The sequence below is a fragment of the Tabrizicola sp. genome (assembly GCF_051645465.1).
GTDB lineage: Bacteria > Pseudomonadota > Alphaproteobacteria > Rhodobacterales > Rhodobacteraceae > Tabrizicola.
Map to the genome: position 1 here is coordinate 1 of NZ_JBOFBI010000347.1, position 14,736 is coordinate 14,736.

The 14,736-nt window shown below is 64.4% G+C and carries 16 protein-coding genes; 5 read left to right on the forward strand and 11 right to left on the reverse strand.

Features of this window, described 5'->3' with window-relative positions; all coding sequences use genetic code 11:
- Together ACRCSW_RS21875 and ACRCSW_RS21880 are read right to left on the reverse strand one after the other, a co-directional pair.
- On the reverse strand, positions 1-438 hold a 438-nt coding region (locus ACRCSW_RS21875; RefSeq protein ID WP_438707768.1), incomplete at its 3' end, for a sensor N-terminal transmembrane domain-containing protein.
- Between the two features lie 12 nt (positions 439-450).
- Positions 451-1,152, reverse strand: a complete 702-nt coding sequence (locus ACRCSW_RS21880; protein ID WP_137111551.1) for a response regulator transcription factor — start codon at positions 1,150-1,152, stop codon at positions 451-453.
- A 351-nt stretch (positions 1,153-1,503) separates the two neighbouring features.
- On the opposite strand from ACRCSW_RS21880, the gene ACRCSW_RS21885 reads away from it, so the two are divergent.
- Positions 1,504-3,102 (forward strand): phosphoenolpyruvate carboxykinase, encoded by a 1,599-nt coding sequence (locus ACRCSW_RS21885; RefSeq protein ID WP_438707769.1) that lies wholly within the window; start codon positions 1,504-1,506, stop codon positions 3,100-3,102.
- An 84-nt stretch (positions 3,103-3,186) separates the two neighbouring features.
- On the opposite strand, the gene ACRCSW_RS21890 is transcribed toward ACRCSW_RS21885, so the two are convergent.
- Positions 3,187-3,957: a sulfite exporter TauE/SafE family protein gene (locus tag ACRCSW_RS21890; protein ID WP_438707770.1), complete on the reverse strand. Its 771-nt coding sequence runs from the start codon at positions 3,955-3,957 to the stop codon at positions 3,187-3,189.
- 55 nt (positions 3,958-4,012) lie between these two features.
- Here ACRCSW_RS21890 and ACRCSW_RS21895 point away from each other — a divergent pair, with 55 nt between their 5' ends.
- From ACRCSW_RS21895 to ACRCSW_RS21905, 3 genes are all read left to right on the forward strand, one after another.
- Entirely contained in the window at positions 4,013-4,564 is a 552-nt protein-coding gene (locus ACRCSW_RS21895; protein WP_438707771.1) for a hypothetical protein, read from the forward strand.
- A 112-nt stretch (positions 4,565-4,676) separates the two neighbouring features.
- Positions 4,677-6,341: an acyl-CoA dehydrogenase family protein gene (locus tag ACRCSW_RS21900; RefSeq protein ID WP_438707772.1), complete on the forward strand. Its 1,665-nt coding sequence runs from the start codon at positions 4,677-4,679 to the stop codon at positions 6,339-6,341.
- Between the two features lie 208 nt (positions 6,342-6,549).
- Positions 6,550-7,563, forward strand: a complete 1,014-nt coding sequence (locus tag ACRCSW_RS21905; RefSeq protein ID WP_438707773.1) for an SDR family oxidoreductase — start codon at positions 6,550-6,552, stop codon at positions 7,561-7,563.
- 77 nt (positions 7,564-7,640) lie between these two features.
- On the opposite strand, the gene ACRCSW_RS21910 is transcribed toward ACRCSW_RS21905, so the two are convergent.
- The gene (locus tag ACRCSW_RS21910) at positions 7,641-8,879 is read right to left on the reverse strand and encodes an MFS transporter (protein ID WP_438707774.1); all 1,239 of its coding nucleotides are present in this window, start codon (positions 8,877-8,879) and stop codon (positions 7,641-7,643) included.
- A 41-nt stretch (positions 8,880-8,920) separates the two neighbouring features.
- The gene (recO, locus tag ACRCSW_RS21915; RefSeq protein ID WP_438707775.1) at positions 8,921-9,643 is read right to left on the reverse strand and encodes a DNA repair protein RecO; all 723 of its coding nucleotides are present in this window, start codon (positions 9,641-9,643) and stop codon (positions 8,921-8,923) included.
- Between the two features lie 75 nt (positions 9,644-9,718).
- Between recO and ACRCSW_RS21920 the strand changes: the two genes are divergently transcribed.
- Positions 9,719-10,324, forward strand: a complete 606-nt coding sequence (locus tag ACRCSW_RS21920; RefSeq protein WP_438707776.1) for a Pr6Pr family membrane protein — start codon at positions 9,719-9,721, stop codon at positions 10,322-10,324.
- Here the strand turns inward: ACRCSW_RS21920 and ACRCSW_RS21925 are convergent.
- From ACRCSW_RS21925 to acpS, 6 genes are all read right to left on the reverse strand, one after another.
- Entirely contained in the window at positions 10,313-10,651 is a 339-nt protein-coding gene (locus tag ACRCSW_RS21925; RefSeq protein ID WP_438707777.1) for a DUF1491 family protein, read from the reverse strand. The genes ACRCSW_RS21920 and ACRCSW_RS21925 overlap by 12 nt on opposite strands.
- Positions 10,652-10,723: 72 nt before the next feature.
- On the reverse strand, positions 10,724-11,638 hold the full coding sequence (era, locus tag ACRCSW_RS21930; RefSeq protein WP_438707778.1) for a GTPase Era: 915 nt from the start codon (positions 11,636-11,638) through the stop codon (positions 10,724-10,726).
- Positions 11,631-12,320 carry a ribonuclease III gene (rnc, locus tag ACRCSW_RS21935; RefSeq protein WP_438707779.1) on the reverse strand — a complete coding sequence of 230 codons (690 nt, stop codon included), beginning with the start codon at positions 12,318-12,320 and terminating at the stop codon, positions 11,631-11,633. Before rnc ends, era begins: the two co-directional genes overlap by 8 nt.
- Positions 12,317-13,348 carry a signal peptidase I gene (gene lepB / locus ACRCSW_RS21940; protein WP_438707780.1) on the reverse strand — a complete coding sequence of 344 codons (1,032 nt, stop codon included), beginning with the start codon at positions 13,346-13,348 and terminating at the stop codon, positions 12,317-12,319. The genes rnc and lepB (ACRCSW_RS21940) overlap by 4 nt, the downstream gene beginning before the upstream one ends.
- 8 nt (positions 13,349-13,356) lie before the next feature.
- A complete protein-coding gene (gene lepB / locus ACRCSW_RS21945) occupies positions 13,357-14,154 on the reverse strand; it encodes a signal peptidase I (RefSeq protein ID WP_438707781.1) in 798 nt (265 codons plus the stop codon).
- Between the two features lie 52 nt (positions 14,155-14,206).
- Positions 14,207-14,623: a holo-ACP synthase gene (acpS, locus tag ACRCSW_RS21950; protein ID WP_438707782.1), complete on the reverse strand. Its 417-nt coding sequence runs from the start codon at positions 14,621-14,623 to the stop codon at positions 14,207-14,209.
- Positions 14,624-14,736: the final 113 nt, after the last annotated feature.

Below are 14,736 nucleotides of genomic sequence, written 5' to 3' on the forward strand. Positions count from 1 at the left end.
CCCCTGCCCGACGCGCGAGGCCAGAAGCTGCCCGGTCGGATCGAAGACGAAGACCTCGAGCACGGGGTCAAGCTCGATGTCCTCCAGCGGCGAGCGGAAATCGAAGCCTGAAATGCCAGGCCGAAGGTTGGCTTCATAGATCGCCGAGATCAGCTCGGCCTGCCGCACCATGCCAAGCTGGCGCTGCAGGGCCAGGCTGTCGCGGAACGGGTTCATAAAAAGGACGCCGACCGCCAGAAGCACCAGCGCCATCAGGTTGAAGACGATGATCTTGCGCGCAAGCGGGGAACGGTTCAGCCCGACGATACTGCGCCCAGCCCGGCCTTCCTTCAGCCGCTCGACGGTGGCGTCGGGGGAAACCCAGTCCTCGCCCAGAAGAACGTCACCCGACCGCTTTGGTCGGGTGTCATTGGGCGCGATCCGGGGTGACGAGGTCATGCCGATCGGCCGTCACTCTTCGTTGTAGCGGTAACCGATACCATACAACGTTTCGATGGCCGAAAATGTGTCATCAACCGACCGCATCTTCTTGCGCAGGCGCTTGATATGGCTGTCGATGGTGCGGTCGTCGACATAGACCTGATCGTCGTAAGCCACGTCCATCAGCTGATCGCGCGATTTCACGAAGCCGGGCCGTTGGGCAAGGGCCTGCAGAAGCAGGAACTCGGTGACCGTCAGCGCGACTTCCTTGCCCTTCCAGGTGACCGAATGGCGCAGCGGGTCCATCCGGAGCGCACCGCGCTCCATCATCCGGGTCTCTTCGGTGGCCGCTGCTTCGCCGGTGTTGATCGCTTCCTGGCGGCGCAGAAGTGCGCGGATGCGTTCGACCAGCAGGCGCTGCGAGAAGGGCTTCTTCACGTAGTCGTCGGCGCCCATGCGAAGGCCAAGGACCTCGTCGATCTCGTCGTCCTTCGAGGTCAGGAAGATCACCGGGATCGAGGTCTTCTGCCGCATGCGCTGCAGAAGATCCATGCCGTCCATCCGCGGCATCTTGATATCCAGGACCGCCATGTCCGGCATCCGCCGACTGAAGGCCTCGAACGCGGACTGGCCGTCGTTGTAGGTTTCGACCTCGAAGCCTTCGGCCTCCAGGGTCATGGCGACCGAGGTCAGGATGTTCCTGTCATCGTCGACTAGCGCGATGCGCGACATCTTCGTGCCTCCCTAAGACTGCTGCCTTATCTTTGTTTTCCCGCCATTTTCAGGGCTTGCCCCTGGATAATCAACAGTAAATCGAATCACCCCAGAAACAAGGGATTCAAGGGTGGCAATTTCGCCGACCCCGACAACAATTCTGCAACCATTCGGGGATTGCCGCGCGATGGTGGCGCTAACGCGGGAATGATTGCGCTAACTGTTTGAAAACACGCTATTCTTGTGCAAAAGTGCCATGCTATAGGCCCATTATGACTCGCCCCAATCTAGGCCTGTCACGGCATTCATTGGCCCGGATGCCGAAATTTGGAACCGCCGCATAAGGCATGCGGCTTCGGGAGCTTTCAGATGATCCACGGACGCGTGAACCGCAGTCAGCAGTTGGAAGACGTCGGCATTACGGGTGTGGCGGTGGCCCACTACAACTATGCCGAAGCAGCGCTGGTTGAGGCGGCGGTCGCACGTGGCGAGGGTCGCCTGGGTCGCGGCGGGGCGTTCCTCTGCGCGACGGGCCAGTTCACGGGCCGCTCGCCGAAGGACAAGTTCGTGGTCCGAACCGCAGCAACCGAGGGCACGATCTGGTGGGACAACAACGCCGCGATGACGCCCGAGGCCTTCGCGACGTTGAAGGCCGACATGCTGGAGCACGTGAAGGGCGGTGAGCTTTTCGTACAGGACCTGTACGCCGGGGCCGATCCGATGCACCGGCTGGACGTGCGCGTGGTCACGGAACTTGCCTGGCACGGGCTTTTCATTCGCCACCTCCTGCGGCGGCCGGAGCGGGCGGAGCTGGATACCTTCGTTCCGGACTGGACCGTGATCAACCTGCCGTCGTTCAAGGCCGACCCTGCGCGGCACGGCTGCCGGACGGAAACCGTCATCGCGCTCAACTTCGATGAAAAGACGGTGCTGATCGCGAACACCGCCTATGCGGGGGAAAACAAGAAGGCCGTCTTCACGGTGCTGAACTACCTTCTGCCAGAGAAGGGCGTGATGGCGATGCATTGCAGTGCGAACCACGCGCTGGGAAATCCGGTCGGTGCGGCAGTGTTCTTCGGGCTGTCCGGCACCGGCAAGACCACGCTTTCAGCCAGCCCCGACCGCACACTGATCGGCGACGACGAACACGGCTGGTCCGAGCGCGGCATCTTCAATTTCGAAGGCGGCTGCTACGCCAAGACCATGGACCTTTCGCCCGAGGCCGAGCCGGAGATCTACGCCACCACGCATCGGTTCGCGACTGTGGTGGAGAACATGGTCTACGATCCCGACACGCTGGAATTGGACTTTTCGAACCGCAGCAACACTGAAAACACCCGTTGCGCCTATCCGCTTGACGCTATTTCGAACGCGTCCGCCACGGGCCTCGGCGGGCATCCGCGCCACGTGGTCATGCTGACCTGCGACGCGTTCGGCGTCCTGCCCCCCATCGCGCGGCTGTCTCCGGCACAGGCGATGTATCACTTCCTGTCGGGCTTCACCGCAAAAGCCGCCGGCACCGAGCGTGGTATCACCGAGCCGCAGCCCACCTTCTCGACCTGCTTCGGCGCCCCCTTCATGCCACGTCGGCCCGAGGTCTATGGCAAGCTTCTGCAAGCGAAGATCGCGAAGCATGGTGCATCCTGCTGGCTGGTGAACACCGGCTGGACGGGCGGCGCCTATGGTACGGGCCAGCGGATGCCGATCAAGGCGACGCGGGCGCTTCTTGCGGCGGCGCTGGATGGGTCGCTGAACGGCGCCGGTTTCCGCAAGGATGCATTCTTCGGCTTCGAGGTTCCGATCGAGGTGCCCGGCGTTGAAGCGGCTCTCCTCGATCCGCGCTTCACCTGGGCCGATCCCGCGGCCTATGACGCGCAGGCGCGGAAGCTGGTGGAGATGTTCCAGAAGAACTTCGCGCAGTACGTGCCGCATATCGATGCCGATGTGAAGGCGGCGGCGATCGGCTGACTGGGACCCCTCCTCGTTCGACTTCGTCTCCTCGTCGGAAGGTCCGCAGCGAGGAGTGACGAAGTCATCGACGAGCGGTCGGCTTCAGGCAAGTGCCAACCGCACCATATTCAAGCCGGTAATCACCAGCAGCCCTTGCGTCCAGCGGCGGAAGCGTTGTTGGTCCAGCCGATCCTGCACCCAGTAGCCCACGTAAAGCCCCACCAGCGCCGGGATGCACAAAGCGGCCGAGAATCCCAGCGTCTGGGCATTCGCAAGCCCCGTGCCCAGATGCGACGCCAGAAGCGCCACGGCGCCGATCAGAAACACCACCCCCTGCGCGCGGATCATCTGCAGCTTGTCGGCCCCGGTAGAGAGCAGAAACACCAGAAGCGGCGGGCCCCAGATGCCCGATATGCCGCCGTAAAGACCCCCGATGGCACCCAGCACCCATTCGGTGCGGTCCCGGTGGTGGAGCTTGATCGCAAGGCTCTTGCCCATCAGCTGCAGGGCCGCAAAGACAGTGATCGGGACGCCGAGCATCAAGAGATAGACCATCCTCGGGATCGCATCCGCGAAAGGCGCCGAAACCGCGATGCCGATCACCACCGCGATCAGGAAGCGGCGGTAGGTCAGGGCCGTCTCACGCGCGGGCCCCACACCCTGGCGGAAGGCTTGCGAGAGGTTGGTCACAAGCGTCGGCAGGATCAGCCCGGCGAGTGCCAGGTCCTGCGGCAGGAAGATCGCGAAGGCCGAGACCAGGATCAGCGGCATGGCAAAGCCGACCGCCCCTTTCACGAAGCCTGCAAACAGAGTCACGGCAAGCGCTGCCAGGAAGGACTCGGTCGTAAGGCCCGCAGTAAAGACGTCGATCATGCCTTGCCCCTTCCGAACCTTTGTGGCGCAATCGAGAGGCCAACGAAAGCGCCTGATGTCACTATTCGAACGGCATGGAGGGACGATGCGGACTCTGGCTTTGGTCTTCACCCTTGTTGTGGCCGGTCCCGCCGTGGCTGATCCCGGTCCACCAGCGCCCGGCCCGCTGATCGGCGAGATCGAAGTCGGGGTATTCTGCGCGTTGCAGGCGATGAACCAGCGTCCGGCACCGGGCACCCTGTCGGGTTGGATCCATGTTCCCGAGGACGAGATCACCTTTCACTGGCCGGATCAGCAGGTGGTGCCGGCCTCGCTGGGCCTGGCCTTCGGTGTCGAAGTGCAGCTTGTCCCGGGGGCCGATGTCGTGAATGGCCAGATGCGGGTCTACCGGCCCGGCAGCGATGTGCCCGAGGTCTGGGATTCGGGCTTCAGCGCCGTCACTCGCTCGCTCGCATTCTTCCGGTTCGACCATGACCACGAGTTGATCACCGGAACCTGGAGGTTTGAGGCCTGGGATGGCGAGGTGCAGCTTTACTCGGTGGAGTTCGAGGTGGTTCCGCGCGCCGCCCTGCCCGAGGTCGTCGAGGCCTGCGGGGCCATCTCCTGAAAACGGCTGCGACATATTTGGTCTTTGGGCCAGGCCTTGGCGAAATCTTATTGCGCTGCCGTTGCGAAGACGCTAGGCCTTCGCAGGTGCAGAATCTTGCTGGAGCCGCCCCATGCCGCATGATGGACAGGTCATGACAAAGACCCCGATCCTTGCCGATCTTGAGGCCCTGACAGCCGCCGCCCTGCCCGAGGTCGAGGTGCTGTTCGCTGACGCCCGCGACCGGCTGAAGGCCGAGGTTTCCGAGGGCGGCAAGGTCTCGGCGGCGAAGCTGGAGGCGCGGCAGTACCAGGCGCATGCGCTGTCGTGGCTTGCGACCTATACCGAGGCATTGCGGCAGCTTCAGGCCTGGGCGGGTCGGCTGTCCGAGGCTGGCCAGTTCGGCGCGATGGAGGCGCTGATCCTGCAGGTGGGCTTTGGCGAATACCTGAACCAGATCGCGGGCGGCCTGCCCATGAGCCAGGGCGAGATCGCCCGGCTTGCCGACCTGGGGCTGTCGTGGACCCCCGGTGAAGCGGCGGCGCGGCTGATGGCTGCGGGCAACACGCCCGAGGCACGCGCGGCGCTGGTGGCGCTGATGCGCGACAACCACGGGCGGGCGACGTTCGGGGCGACCGGTCTGGATGAAGAGCTGGAGATGATCCGCGATCAGTTCCGGCGCTATGCGGATGAAAAGGTCATCCCCCACGCGCAGGGCTGGCATCTGGAGGATCAGCTGATCCCGATGGAGATCATCGACGAGCTTGCCGGGATGGGCGTCTTCGGCCTGACGATCCCGGAGGCGCATGGCGGGCTTGGGCTTTCCAAGGCGTCGATGGTGGTCGTCTCGGAGGAGCTGTCGCGGGGCTATATCGGCGTGGGCTCGCTTGGGACCCGCAGCGAAATCGCGGCGGAACTTATCCTTTGCGGCGGGACCGAGGAGCAGAAGGCGAAATGGCTGCCGGGGCTGGCGTCGGGGGCGATCTTGCCGACGGCGGTGTTCACCGAACCGAATACGGGGTCAGACCTTGGCGCGCTTCGGACCCGCGCGCGGAAGGACGGGGACGACTGGATCGTCACCGGCAACAAGACCTGGATCACCCATGCGGCACGCACGCATGTGATGACGGTCCTGGCCCGCAGCGTCGAAGGGACGACGGATTACCGGGGGCTCAGCATGTTCCTGGCGGAGAAGACTCCGGGGACGGATGCTGCGCCATTCGTCGATCAGGGGCTGTCGGGTGGCGAGATCGAGGTGCTCGGCTACCGGGGCATGAAGGAATACACGGTCAACTTCGACGACTTCCGGGTGAAGGGCGAAAACCTTCTGGGCGGGGTCGAGGGGCAGGGTTTCAAGCAGCTGATGCAGACGTTCGAGTCTGCCCGCATCCAGACCGCCGCCCGCGCCATTGGCGTCGCGCAGTCGGCGCTGGAGACGGGGATGCAGTACGCCCTGGACCGCAAGCAGTTCGGCCGCGCGCTGATCGAGTTTCCCCGGATCGAGGGCAAGCTTGCGATGATGGCGGTCGAGATCATGATCACCCGCCAGCTCACCTATTTCAGCGCTTGGCAGAAGGACCACGGCCACCGCTGCGACCTTGAGGCCGGGATGGCCAAGCTTCTGGGGGCCCGTGTCGCCTGGGCCGCGGCGGACAACGCGCTGCAGATCCACGGGGGTAACGGCTTTGCGCTGGAGTACCGGATCAGCCGCATCCTCTGCGACGCCCGCATCCTGAACATCTTCGAGGGGGCGGCGGAGATTCAGGCCCAGGTGATCGCGCGGCGTCTTCTGGAGTGATGCATCCTCGCGTCCCGGCCTTCCTTTGACGGTGCCAGGTTCGGATCTGATCTGACACCGGAAATTACAGGCGACGGGACGGCCGGTAGCGAAGCTTGGGCAGGCGGAGATCGGACTACCCAACCCACTTGGCATGGGCAAAACGGAAGGGTGATGTTGCGGGGGGCGAACTTGCCGCTAGACTTTGCGGGCAGTGGCAGGGGTCGTAATGAGCCAAGTGATTCTTCTGACCGGAGTCTCCGGGTTCATCGCGAAGCATATTGCGCTGAAGTGCCTGAATGCCGGCTTTTCGGTGCGGGGCACAGTGCGGCGGCTGGACCGGGCCGGAGAGGTGCATGCAGCGCTGCAGCCCTATCTCACAGAAAGCGCAGGGCAACTGAGCCTTGTCCTTGCCGATCTGGAATCCGATGCCGGCTGGGCCGAGGCGATGGCGGGGGTGGTGGCGGTGGTCCACACGGCCTCGCCCTTCCCTCTCAGCCAGCCGAAGGATCCGGCAACGCTGATCCGCCCGGCGGTCGAAGGGACCGAGAGGGTGCTGAAAGCCGCAGCCGCAGCCGGGGTGACGCGGGTGGTGCTGACCTCGTCGACCGTCGCGGTGCTGAACGAGGCCAAGCCTGACACGCAACAGGACGAGGCCGACTGGTGCGATGTGCACCTGCCCACGACGACGGCCTATGCCAAGTCGAAAACTCTGGCCGAACGCGCGGCCTGGGAGATCGCCAAGGCACGCGGGCTGAAGCTGACCACGATCAACCCCGGCCTTGTGGTCGGCCCGCCGCTGGATGAGCATTACGGCTCGTCCCTTGGCCTGATCGAACGCGTCCTGAAGGGCAAGGATCCGATGCTGCCCCCCTTTGGCTTCCCCCTGGTCGATGTGCGGGACGTGGCCGAGATGCATCTGCGGGCGCTTCAGCTGCCCGAGACGTCGGGCAACCGGTACATCGCCGCGTCAGGGTCGATGGCGATGGTCGACATCGGGCGGACGTTGAAGGCCGCCTATCCAAGCCGCCGCATTCCGACCCGCGAGGCGCCGCAGTTCATCGTGCGGCTCCTGGCCTATTTCGATCCCTCGATCAAGGCGATCCTGCCGAAGCTTGGCCACCTGGACCGGGTGTCGAACGCCCGTGCGGTCACCGAGATGGGGATGGAGTTCATCGCCCCCAAGGCCGCCCTTCTGGCCTCGGCCGACTGGCTGGTGAAGCACGGCAAGGTCTGGGCCTGAGCGGCTCCTCGTTCGACTTCGTCTCCTCGTCGCAGGGCGTTGCGACGAGTGGTCGAAGACCATCGAGGAGCGGTCGGTCAGGCCCCGCCGCGCGAGGGGCGCTGGATCCCAAGCCGGGGATGGAGCCGCCCGGCAACGACCCATGAGGCGAGAAGCCCCGCCCCCGCAGCGACGAAGATGCCCGGCAGGGGCGCAACCCAAAGGACCAGCCAGGCCGCACCGGGGGTCAATATGCCCGAGACGTCGCGGAAGCTGGAATAGACCGCCGACATCTCGGTCCGCTCGGACGGCTTGACCGACATCAGGAACGGCAGGCCACCCACGACATCGAGGGTGACGAGGAAGATCGAGGCGCCCATGACAAGGGCCACGGTCATCCACGGCAGAACCGCCAGCAGACCGGCGGCAACGAAAAGAAGGCCGCAGACACCGAAAGCAAAGCGCACCGACCGGCGGACCGACAGCCTGCGGGCCATGCGGTTCAGCGCCGGCGCCGCGAAGAGCAGTGCATTGCTCAGCGACAGGGCGATGCCCCCGACCTTGTCGCCAAGACCCGTTTCGATGCAGAAGATTGGCAGGTAGACGACATAGACCCACCAGCCGCAGCTGCGCATGACGGCAAACATCCAGCCCGCGATCAGCCGGGGCTGGCGGAAGAACCGGCCGAGGTAACCCAGCGGATTGACCGCCGGCCCCTTTGCCCGCTGGATCTGCCTGCCGTTCCCCAGACGCAGGATCCAGAAGGTTATCAAAAGCGCGGTTGCGAAGACCCCGGCCAGAAGGAAGGGCGCGGGCGCCCAGTGGTCATGCAGCCAGACCCCGGTCAAGGGCCCAAGTGCCCAGGGCAGGGCGGCATAGAACATCTGCGTCGACTGGCTGCGGCCAAGGTTCGCCCGGTCGACATAGTCGAGCACATAGGCATTGAAACAGACGAAGGTCGTGGCCGTGGCCATCGCGTTGCAGACAAGGGCCAGCGGCACCGACCAGGCTGCGCCGATCATCGCAAGGGCCATGCCGAAGAGATAAAGAATGCACCCGCCGGTGTAGACCCAGCGGCGGGGCACGAAACGCGTGGCCCAGGGCACCATCAGCCCCCAGCTCAGCGCGACGATCCCCGCGATGAAGTAGACCACCGACGTCGCCTGCGCATCGCCAAGTGCGGCGTAGACCGTCAGCGGCATGGCCGAAATCAGGGTGCCGCGGACCGCAGCCTCAAGCCCCGCGAGAAGGGCGAAATGCTCGATCCGGGGCGTGGGGCTGTGGGTCAGTGCCAGCGGTAGATAGCGGTTGGCCATCGGCTGACTTGGACCGGTCAAGCCATAGTTCGTCTGTCACAGGCGCGACATTTCTGGTCGTTTCAGGTGGGTCGGGAGAGAAGGTCGATCAGCCGCGCGCGGGCTTCCGGCAGGGGGCGCTCGTGAAGTACCGGGCGCAGGCCATGGTCGAGAAAGAAGCCGGTGAGCTTCAGCCCGGTCAGGACCGCCGGCGGGTCCAGGGGGTGGTCGCCCATCATCCCCTCGGGCAAAGGCAGAAGACGGTCGGCCCAGTCCCCCGCGCCCTCTCGCGTCACCGCCCGGCCGGTCTTCGGGCTGACGAAGGCCAGCCCCTCGGTCGCCCCCGTCACGGCGCAGGAGGTGAGGTCGAGACCGAAGCCAAGTTCTTCCAGAAGCTGCAATTCCCAGCGCAGGTAGGCACTCGTCCAGCCGTCGATCCCCAGCTGATCGAGAAGCGCAAGCGTACCGGCCCAAAGCTCGGCATGCGCTTCACGTTCGGGCAACGCCTCGCGCAGAAGGGCGCAGACCGACAGAAGGCCCGCCAGCGCCAGCCGGTCAGACAGAAGATGCGCCCTAGACCGCAGCGGCTCGACCGTGAAGGTGCCGATATGGTCGTCCAGCCGCGCCCGCCACTCGAGCTGCAGCCCCGTGCCCGGCTGCAGGGTGGCCGCCATCTTCCGTGAGGCACCGCCGCGCACCACCCCCGCGTGACGGCCATGTCCCTTGGTGAACACCTCCAGAATGGCCGAGGTCTCACCGTGCGGCCGCACGGCGATCACAAAGCCTTCATCACGCCAGTCGATCATGCCTGTCCCCAAGGCCGGAGAGTGACGCAAGGTGGCGCTTGATTGCAGGGTCTGCAATGGGTTTCACTTTCCCGCATGACCATACGCCGCCTCTCCGCCCTCGCCCTCGCTCTGATCGCCATCGGGTCCATTTCGCTGCAATTCGCGCTGAACGGCGCGACGCCGGGGCTGGAGCCCTGGGGCCTCCGCGCATGGGACCTGTTGCGTTATTTCACCATCCTGACCTGTATCCTTGTGGCCGTTCTGATGGCCTGCGAGGCAGCGGGGCGCCCGGTCAGCGGCAACTGGCTCGCGGCGGCGACTTTAAGCATCGTGATGGTGGGGATGATTTTCCAGATCCTCCTTGCGCCGCCCGAACCGCCCAAGGGCATCCACTGGTGGCCCGACTTCGGCTTTCACGCCGCCATTCCGGTGCTGACCGCCGTATGGTGGGGCCTTTGGGCGCCGAAGCCGCTGTCGCTGCGGATGCTGCCGCTGTGGCTTCTCTGGCCGGTCGCTTATTGCATCTATGGCTTGGTCCGTGGTGCAGTCGAAGGGCGCTATCCCTACTTCTTCCTCGACATCAACCGGTTCGGCGTTACGCAGATCGCGATCAACATCGTGGGCCTTGTGCTTGTCTTCGCTGGATGTGGGCTGACGATCTGGTACGCCGCCCGTATTCTGTCGCGCTCAGCTGTCTGACAGACCGTCCTCATCCAACAGTGTCCGGCCCTGCCGGTCCTCCAGCTCGATCAGCCAGAGATCAGGGTCGCGCGATCTGGCGCGGGCCAGTTGCGCATCGACGTCTGCCTCGGCCCCCTCGGCGAAGAGCATCCAGGCGCGCGAGCCGGTCATCAGGTCAGACCGCCGCTCGTAGGCCCGCGCTGTGCCGTCCAGGAGCGCCACCTTCACCACCACGGCGCCCGCCTCGGCATCGCCCTTCGCGGTGACATAGGCGGGGATGTCGGCAAGCCGGAGCCGCGTAAGGTAGGCGGAAACCCAGACGCCGGAGGCAAGGCGCGGGGTCATGACGCGACCGGCATCAGGGGGCCAAATTCCTTCGAAGGAATTTGCAAAAGTTTTCGAAAACTTTTGGCCCCGTCACGCATCGCCGTCTTTGAAATCAAGCCCCATCTCGGAATAGCGCTCGGCCTCTTCCAGCCAGTTGGGTCGCACCTTGACCTGCAGGAAAAGATGCACCGTCCTGCCCAGGAACTCCGAGATATCCGCCCGCGCCGCCTGGCCGATCGCCTTTATCGTCTCGCCCCGGTTCCCAAGAACGATCCCCTTGTGCCCGTCGCGGGCCACATAGACGATCTGGTCGATCCTTGTGGTGCCGTCGGGTTTGTCCTCCCACTTCTCGGTCTCGACTGTGAGCTGGTAGGGCAGCTCTTCATGCAGGCGAAGCGTCAGCTTTTCGCGCGTCATCTCGGCCGCGATCATCCGCATCGGCAGGTCGGCGATCTGGTCCTCCGGGTAGAACCAGGGACCTTCGGGCACCTCGGCGGCCAGCCATTCGCGCAGGTCGGCCACGCCATAGCCTTTCTCGGCGCTGATCATGAAGGTCTTCTTGAACGGATAGGCCGCGTTCATCTCTTCGGCCAGGGCCAGAAGCGTTTCGGCCTTGACCCGGTCGATCTTGTTGATCGCCAGGGCCACCGGCTGGTCCTTGGGCATCTCTGACGCAATGCGGTCGATGATGGCCTTCGTGCCCTCGGTCAGCCCACGGTGCGCTTCGATCAGAAGGACGATGACATCGGCATCCGAAGCCCCACCCCAGGCCGCCTTGACCATCGACCGGTCAAGCCTGCGACGGGGGCGGAAAATTCCGGGCGTGTCGACGAAGACGATCTGCGAGGCACCCTCCATGCAGACGCCGCGAATGCGGGTCCGCGTGGTCTGCACCTTGTGCGTGACGATAGAGACCTTCGCCCCGACCATCCGGTTCAGAAGCGTGGACTTGCCGGCGTTCGGCTCTCCGATCAGGGCGACGAAGCCCGCGCGGGTGTCAGTCATCGTTCGCCTCCATCCGTTCCAACAACATCCGCGCCGAGGCCTGTTCGGCCGCGCGTTTCGAGCCAGCAGTCGCCTCGGTCGAGGCCCCGTTCGCAAGTGTCACCCGCACGGTGAAGACCGGCTGGTGATCAGGGCCCGAGCGAGCGGCCTCTTCATAGACCGGCGGCGGCATCCCCCTCGCCTGCGCCCATTCCTGCAGGCTGGTCTTCGCGTCCCGTGCGTCGGGTTCGACCGCCGCGATCCGCCCGCCCCAAAGCTGCAGGATCAGGGCACGTGCAGTCTCGAACCCCGCATCAAGATAGACCGCGGCAATAACCGCCTCCATCGCGTCGCCGAGGAGCGCCTCTTTCCGGCGGCCACCCGTCAGCATCTCGCTCCGGCCAAGCTTCAGCACATCGCCAAGCCCGATCTCGCGTGCGACATCGGCGCAGGCTTCCTTCCGCACCAGCGCATTGAACCGCGGCGCAAGCTGGCCCTCGCGCGCGTCCGGATCGGCGGCCAGAAGCGCCTCGGCCATGACAAGGCCCAGAACCCGGTCGCCCAGAAACTCCAGCCGCTGGTTGTCCGGCCGCGTGGCCGTGCCGATCGACGCATGGGTAACCGCCCGCATCAGGATGTCAGGCTTGCGGAACTTGTGCCCCAACCGGCCCTGAAAGGCCTGAAGCTCGGCCGAAAGCCTCATTCTACAGCCTCGAGATAGCGATGCCAGCGCCATGAGGTTACATCCGCTATCCAGCGCCCGGCAGAGGAAAAGAGGATGATCCTTGCCCGCGACTGGATATCTGCTTCGGGAACGAAGCCCACCCCTCCAACCGACTGCTCATAGCGGCTGTCATTGCTGTTGTCGCGATTGTCGCCCATCATGAAATACTGGCCTTCGGGCACCGTGAACATGTCAGTGTTGTCACCAGAGCCCTCGGCGTCGATGTTAAGGATGGCGTGCTTGCGCCCCTCGGGCAGCGTCTCGATAAAGCGGCTCTTCTTGCAGATTGCACCCTCATCAACGGCGCCGTTTTCGCAGCGGGGCCGGTTGCGCATTGGGCCCTGAGGTTCAAAAACCTCTTCAAAGACACCCGCCGCCTCCTGCGCAGCCGCGACTCCGTTGATGTGCAGAACACCGTCCTTCATCTGGATCTTGTCGCCTGGCAGCCCGACAAGCCGCTTGATGTAGTCGGAGCCGGTCAAGGCATGCCTGAAAACAACGACATCGCCACGCTGCAGGTCTGCTGGTTTGATCCGAGTCGCGATGAGGAAGTCGCCAACCAGAAGTGTTGGCTTCATGTTTTCAGTTGGTATCCAGTACGGCTGCCAATACACCGCACGGGACAGAAAGAGCAGCCCCAGCGCGACCAGTGCAACCGCGCCAACGCGGCGTGCGACGGGGTGACCGCGTCTTGGCACATCGCGCGGCGGCAGACACAAGATGACGATGCTAGCAACAAGTCCTGCAAAAGGGATGCCGGTCAGGCCGGCCCAGTACCCGCTGCGGCTGGCGGCATGAAGCCGCTGAACCAGCGCCACGATCCAGACTATCGAGATCAGGCCCACCGCAAGAAGGCCTACCGATGCCCACGCACTGCCGCTGGCCTGGAGCAGTTCAGCCAAGACTATCGTCGCGACAAACAGGCCAAAAACGATCCAGCCCCGCATGCGCGAGGCTGAACCATTCAGATCGATCAGCGACCAAAGGAAGCGTGAGAGGTCGGTCATCCGAAGGGCTACTCGATCGCCTTGAAGTAGCGGTCCGAGCGCCAGGTCCAGAAGTAGAACATCCGGCTGCCGGCGGACGAAAAGATGATGCGGTCGGCGCGGCCGATCAGGTACTCGGCGGGCAGGTATCCGACGCCGCCCATCGACTGCGGATAACGGCTGTCGGTGCTGTTGTCGCGGTTGTCCCCCATCACGAAGTAATGACCCTCGGGCACCGTGAACACATCGGTGTTTTCCGCTTCCTTGATCACGCGAAAGTCCAGCACGCTATGCTTCCGGCCTTCTGGCAAGGTTTCGACAAAGCGGCTTTTCGTACAGATGCCACCAAGCCCGACCGGCTCTTCGCAGCCCGGGGTACTTCCCATCGGCCCTTGCGGTTCGAAGACCTCCTCGAACACGCCAGCCGCTTCCTGCTTTGCTTCGACCCCGTTGATGTAGACGATGCCCTCTTTCAACTGGATCTTGTCGCCGGGCAGGCCAATCACGCGCTTGATCCAGTCGACGCCCGCCGTCGGATGGCGGAAGACGACCACGTCGCCCCGCTCGGGTTCCCCAGCGAAGACGCGGCCCGACACGGGGCAGAGGCTGATAGTGGTGAAGGGGATTTCGCAGGAATAGCGCGAATAGCCATAGGCCATCTTGTTCACGAAGAGGAAGTCGCCGATCAAGAGCGTGTCCTTCATCGATTCCGTCGGAATCCAGAACGGCTGGAAGAAGAGCGAGCGGAAGACACCTGCGATCACCAATGCCCAGAAGATCGTCTTGACGGTCTCGACGATACCGCCTTCGGACTTGTCCTTCGCCATGCTTTTCCTGCCTCTTGCGTTTCGCGCTACATGCGCGCGCGGATTTGGGGAGTCAAGCGCGGGCCGTTGCTACAGGTCTGGCTTCGATCACCACAAAAGCCTGTGCCCAAGGGTGGTCGTCGGTCAGCGTGACGTGGATCACCGCCTCGTGACCGGCAGGGGTCATCGCGCGGAGGCGTTCGGCCGCCCAGCCGGTCACATGCATGACGGGCTGGCCAGAGCGGAGGTTCGTGACCGCCATGTCCTTCCAGCTGATGCCCATGCGCAGACCGGTGCCCAGCGCCTTGGAGCACGCCTCTTTCGCCGCCCACCGCTTGGCATAGGTCGCAGCGATCGCGCGTTTCCGGCTTTCGGCCTTGCGCTGCTCGATCTCGGTGAAGACACGGTTGCGGAACCGGTCCCCGTGGCGGGTCAGCGTCGCCTCGATCCGTTCGATGTTGGCCAGGTCGGTGCCGATGCCCAGGATCATCGCCGCCCATCCCGTGCGCCGCCGATTTCCGAAACGGAAATCGGTCCGGAATTCGTGTCGAATTCCGGCATCAGCCGCCCAATCCGCGCGCGAGGTCCATGCGGCGGCGCATT

Excerpts from the sequence above, each read along its gene's own strand:
- ACRCSW_RS21880 (WP_137111551.1), bottom strand. The coding sequence starts at position 1,152 with ATGTCGCGCATCGCGCTAGTCGACGATGACAGGAACATCCTGACCTCG.
- ACRCSW_RS21885 (WP_438707769.1), top strand. The coding sequence starts at position 1,504 with ATGATCCACGGACGCGTGAACCGCAGTCAGCAGTTGGAAGACGTCGGC.
- ACRCSW_RS21890 (WP_438707770.1), bottom strand. The coding sequence starts at position 3,957 with ATGATCGACGTCTTTACTGCGGGCCTTACGACCGAGTCCTTCCTGGCA.
- ACRCSW_RS21895 (WP_438707771.1), top strand. The coding sequence starts at position 4,013 with ATGTCACTATTCGAACGGCATGGAGGGACGATGCGGACTCTGGCTTTG.
- ACRCSW_RS21900 (WP_438707772.1), top strand. The coding sequence starts at position 4,677 with ATGCCGCATGATGGACAGGTCATGACAAAGACCCCGATCCTTGCCGAT.
- ACRCSW_RS21905 (WP_438707773.1), top strand. The coding sequence starts at position 6,550 with ATGAGCCAAGTGATTCTTCTGACCGGAGTCTCCGGGTTCATCGCGAAG.
- recO (WP_438707775.1), bottom strand. The coding sequence starts at position 9,643 with ATGATCGACTGGCGTGATGAAGGCTTTGTGATCGCCGTGCGGCCGCAC.
- ACRCSW_RS21920 (WP_438707776.1), top strand. The coding sequence starts at position 9,719 with ATGACCATACGCCGCCTCTCCGCCCTCGCCCTCGCTCTGATCGCCATC.
- ACRCSW_RS21925 (WP_438707777.1), bottom strand. The coding sequence starts at position 10,651 with ATGACCCCGCGCCTTGCCTCCGGCGTCTGGGTTTCCGCCTACCTTACG.
- era (WP_438707778.1), bottom strand. The coding sequence starts at position 11,638 with ATGACTGACACCCGCGCGGGCTTCGTCGCCCTGATCGGAGAGCCGAAC.
- rnc (WP_438707779.1), bottom strand. The coding sequence starts at position 12,320 with ATGAGGCTTTCGGCCGAGCTTCAGGCCTTTCAGGGCCGGTTGGGGCAC.
- lepB (WP_438707780.1), bottom strand. The coding sequence starts at position 13,348 with ATGACCGACCTCTCACGCTTCCTTTGGTCGCTGATCGATCTGAATGGT.
- lepB (WP_438707781.1), bottom strand. The coding sequence starts at position 14,154 with ATGGCGAAGGACAAGTCCGAAGGCGGTATCGTCGAGACCGTCAAGACG.
- acpS (WP_438707782.1), bottom strand. The coding sequence starts at position 14,623 with ATGATCCTGGGCATCGGCACCGACCTGGCCAACATCGAACGGATCGAG.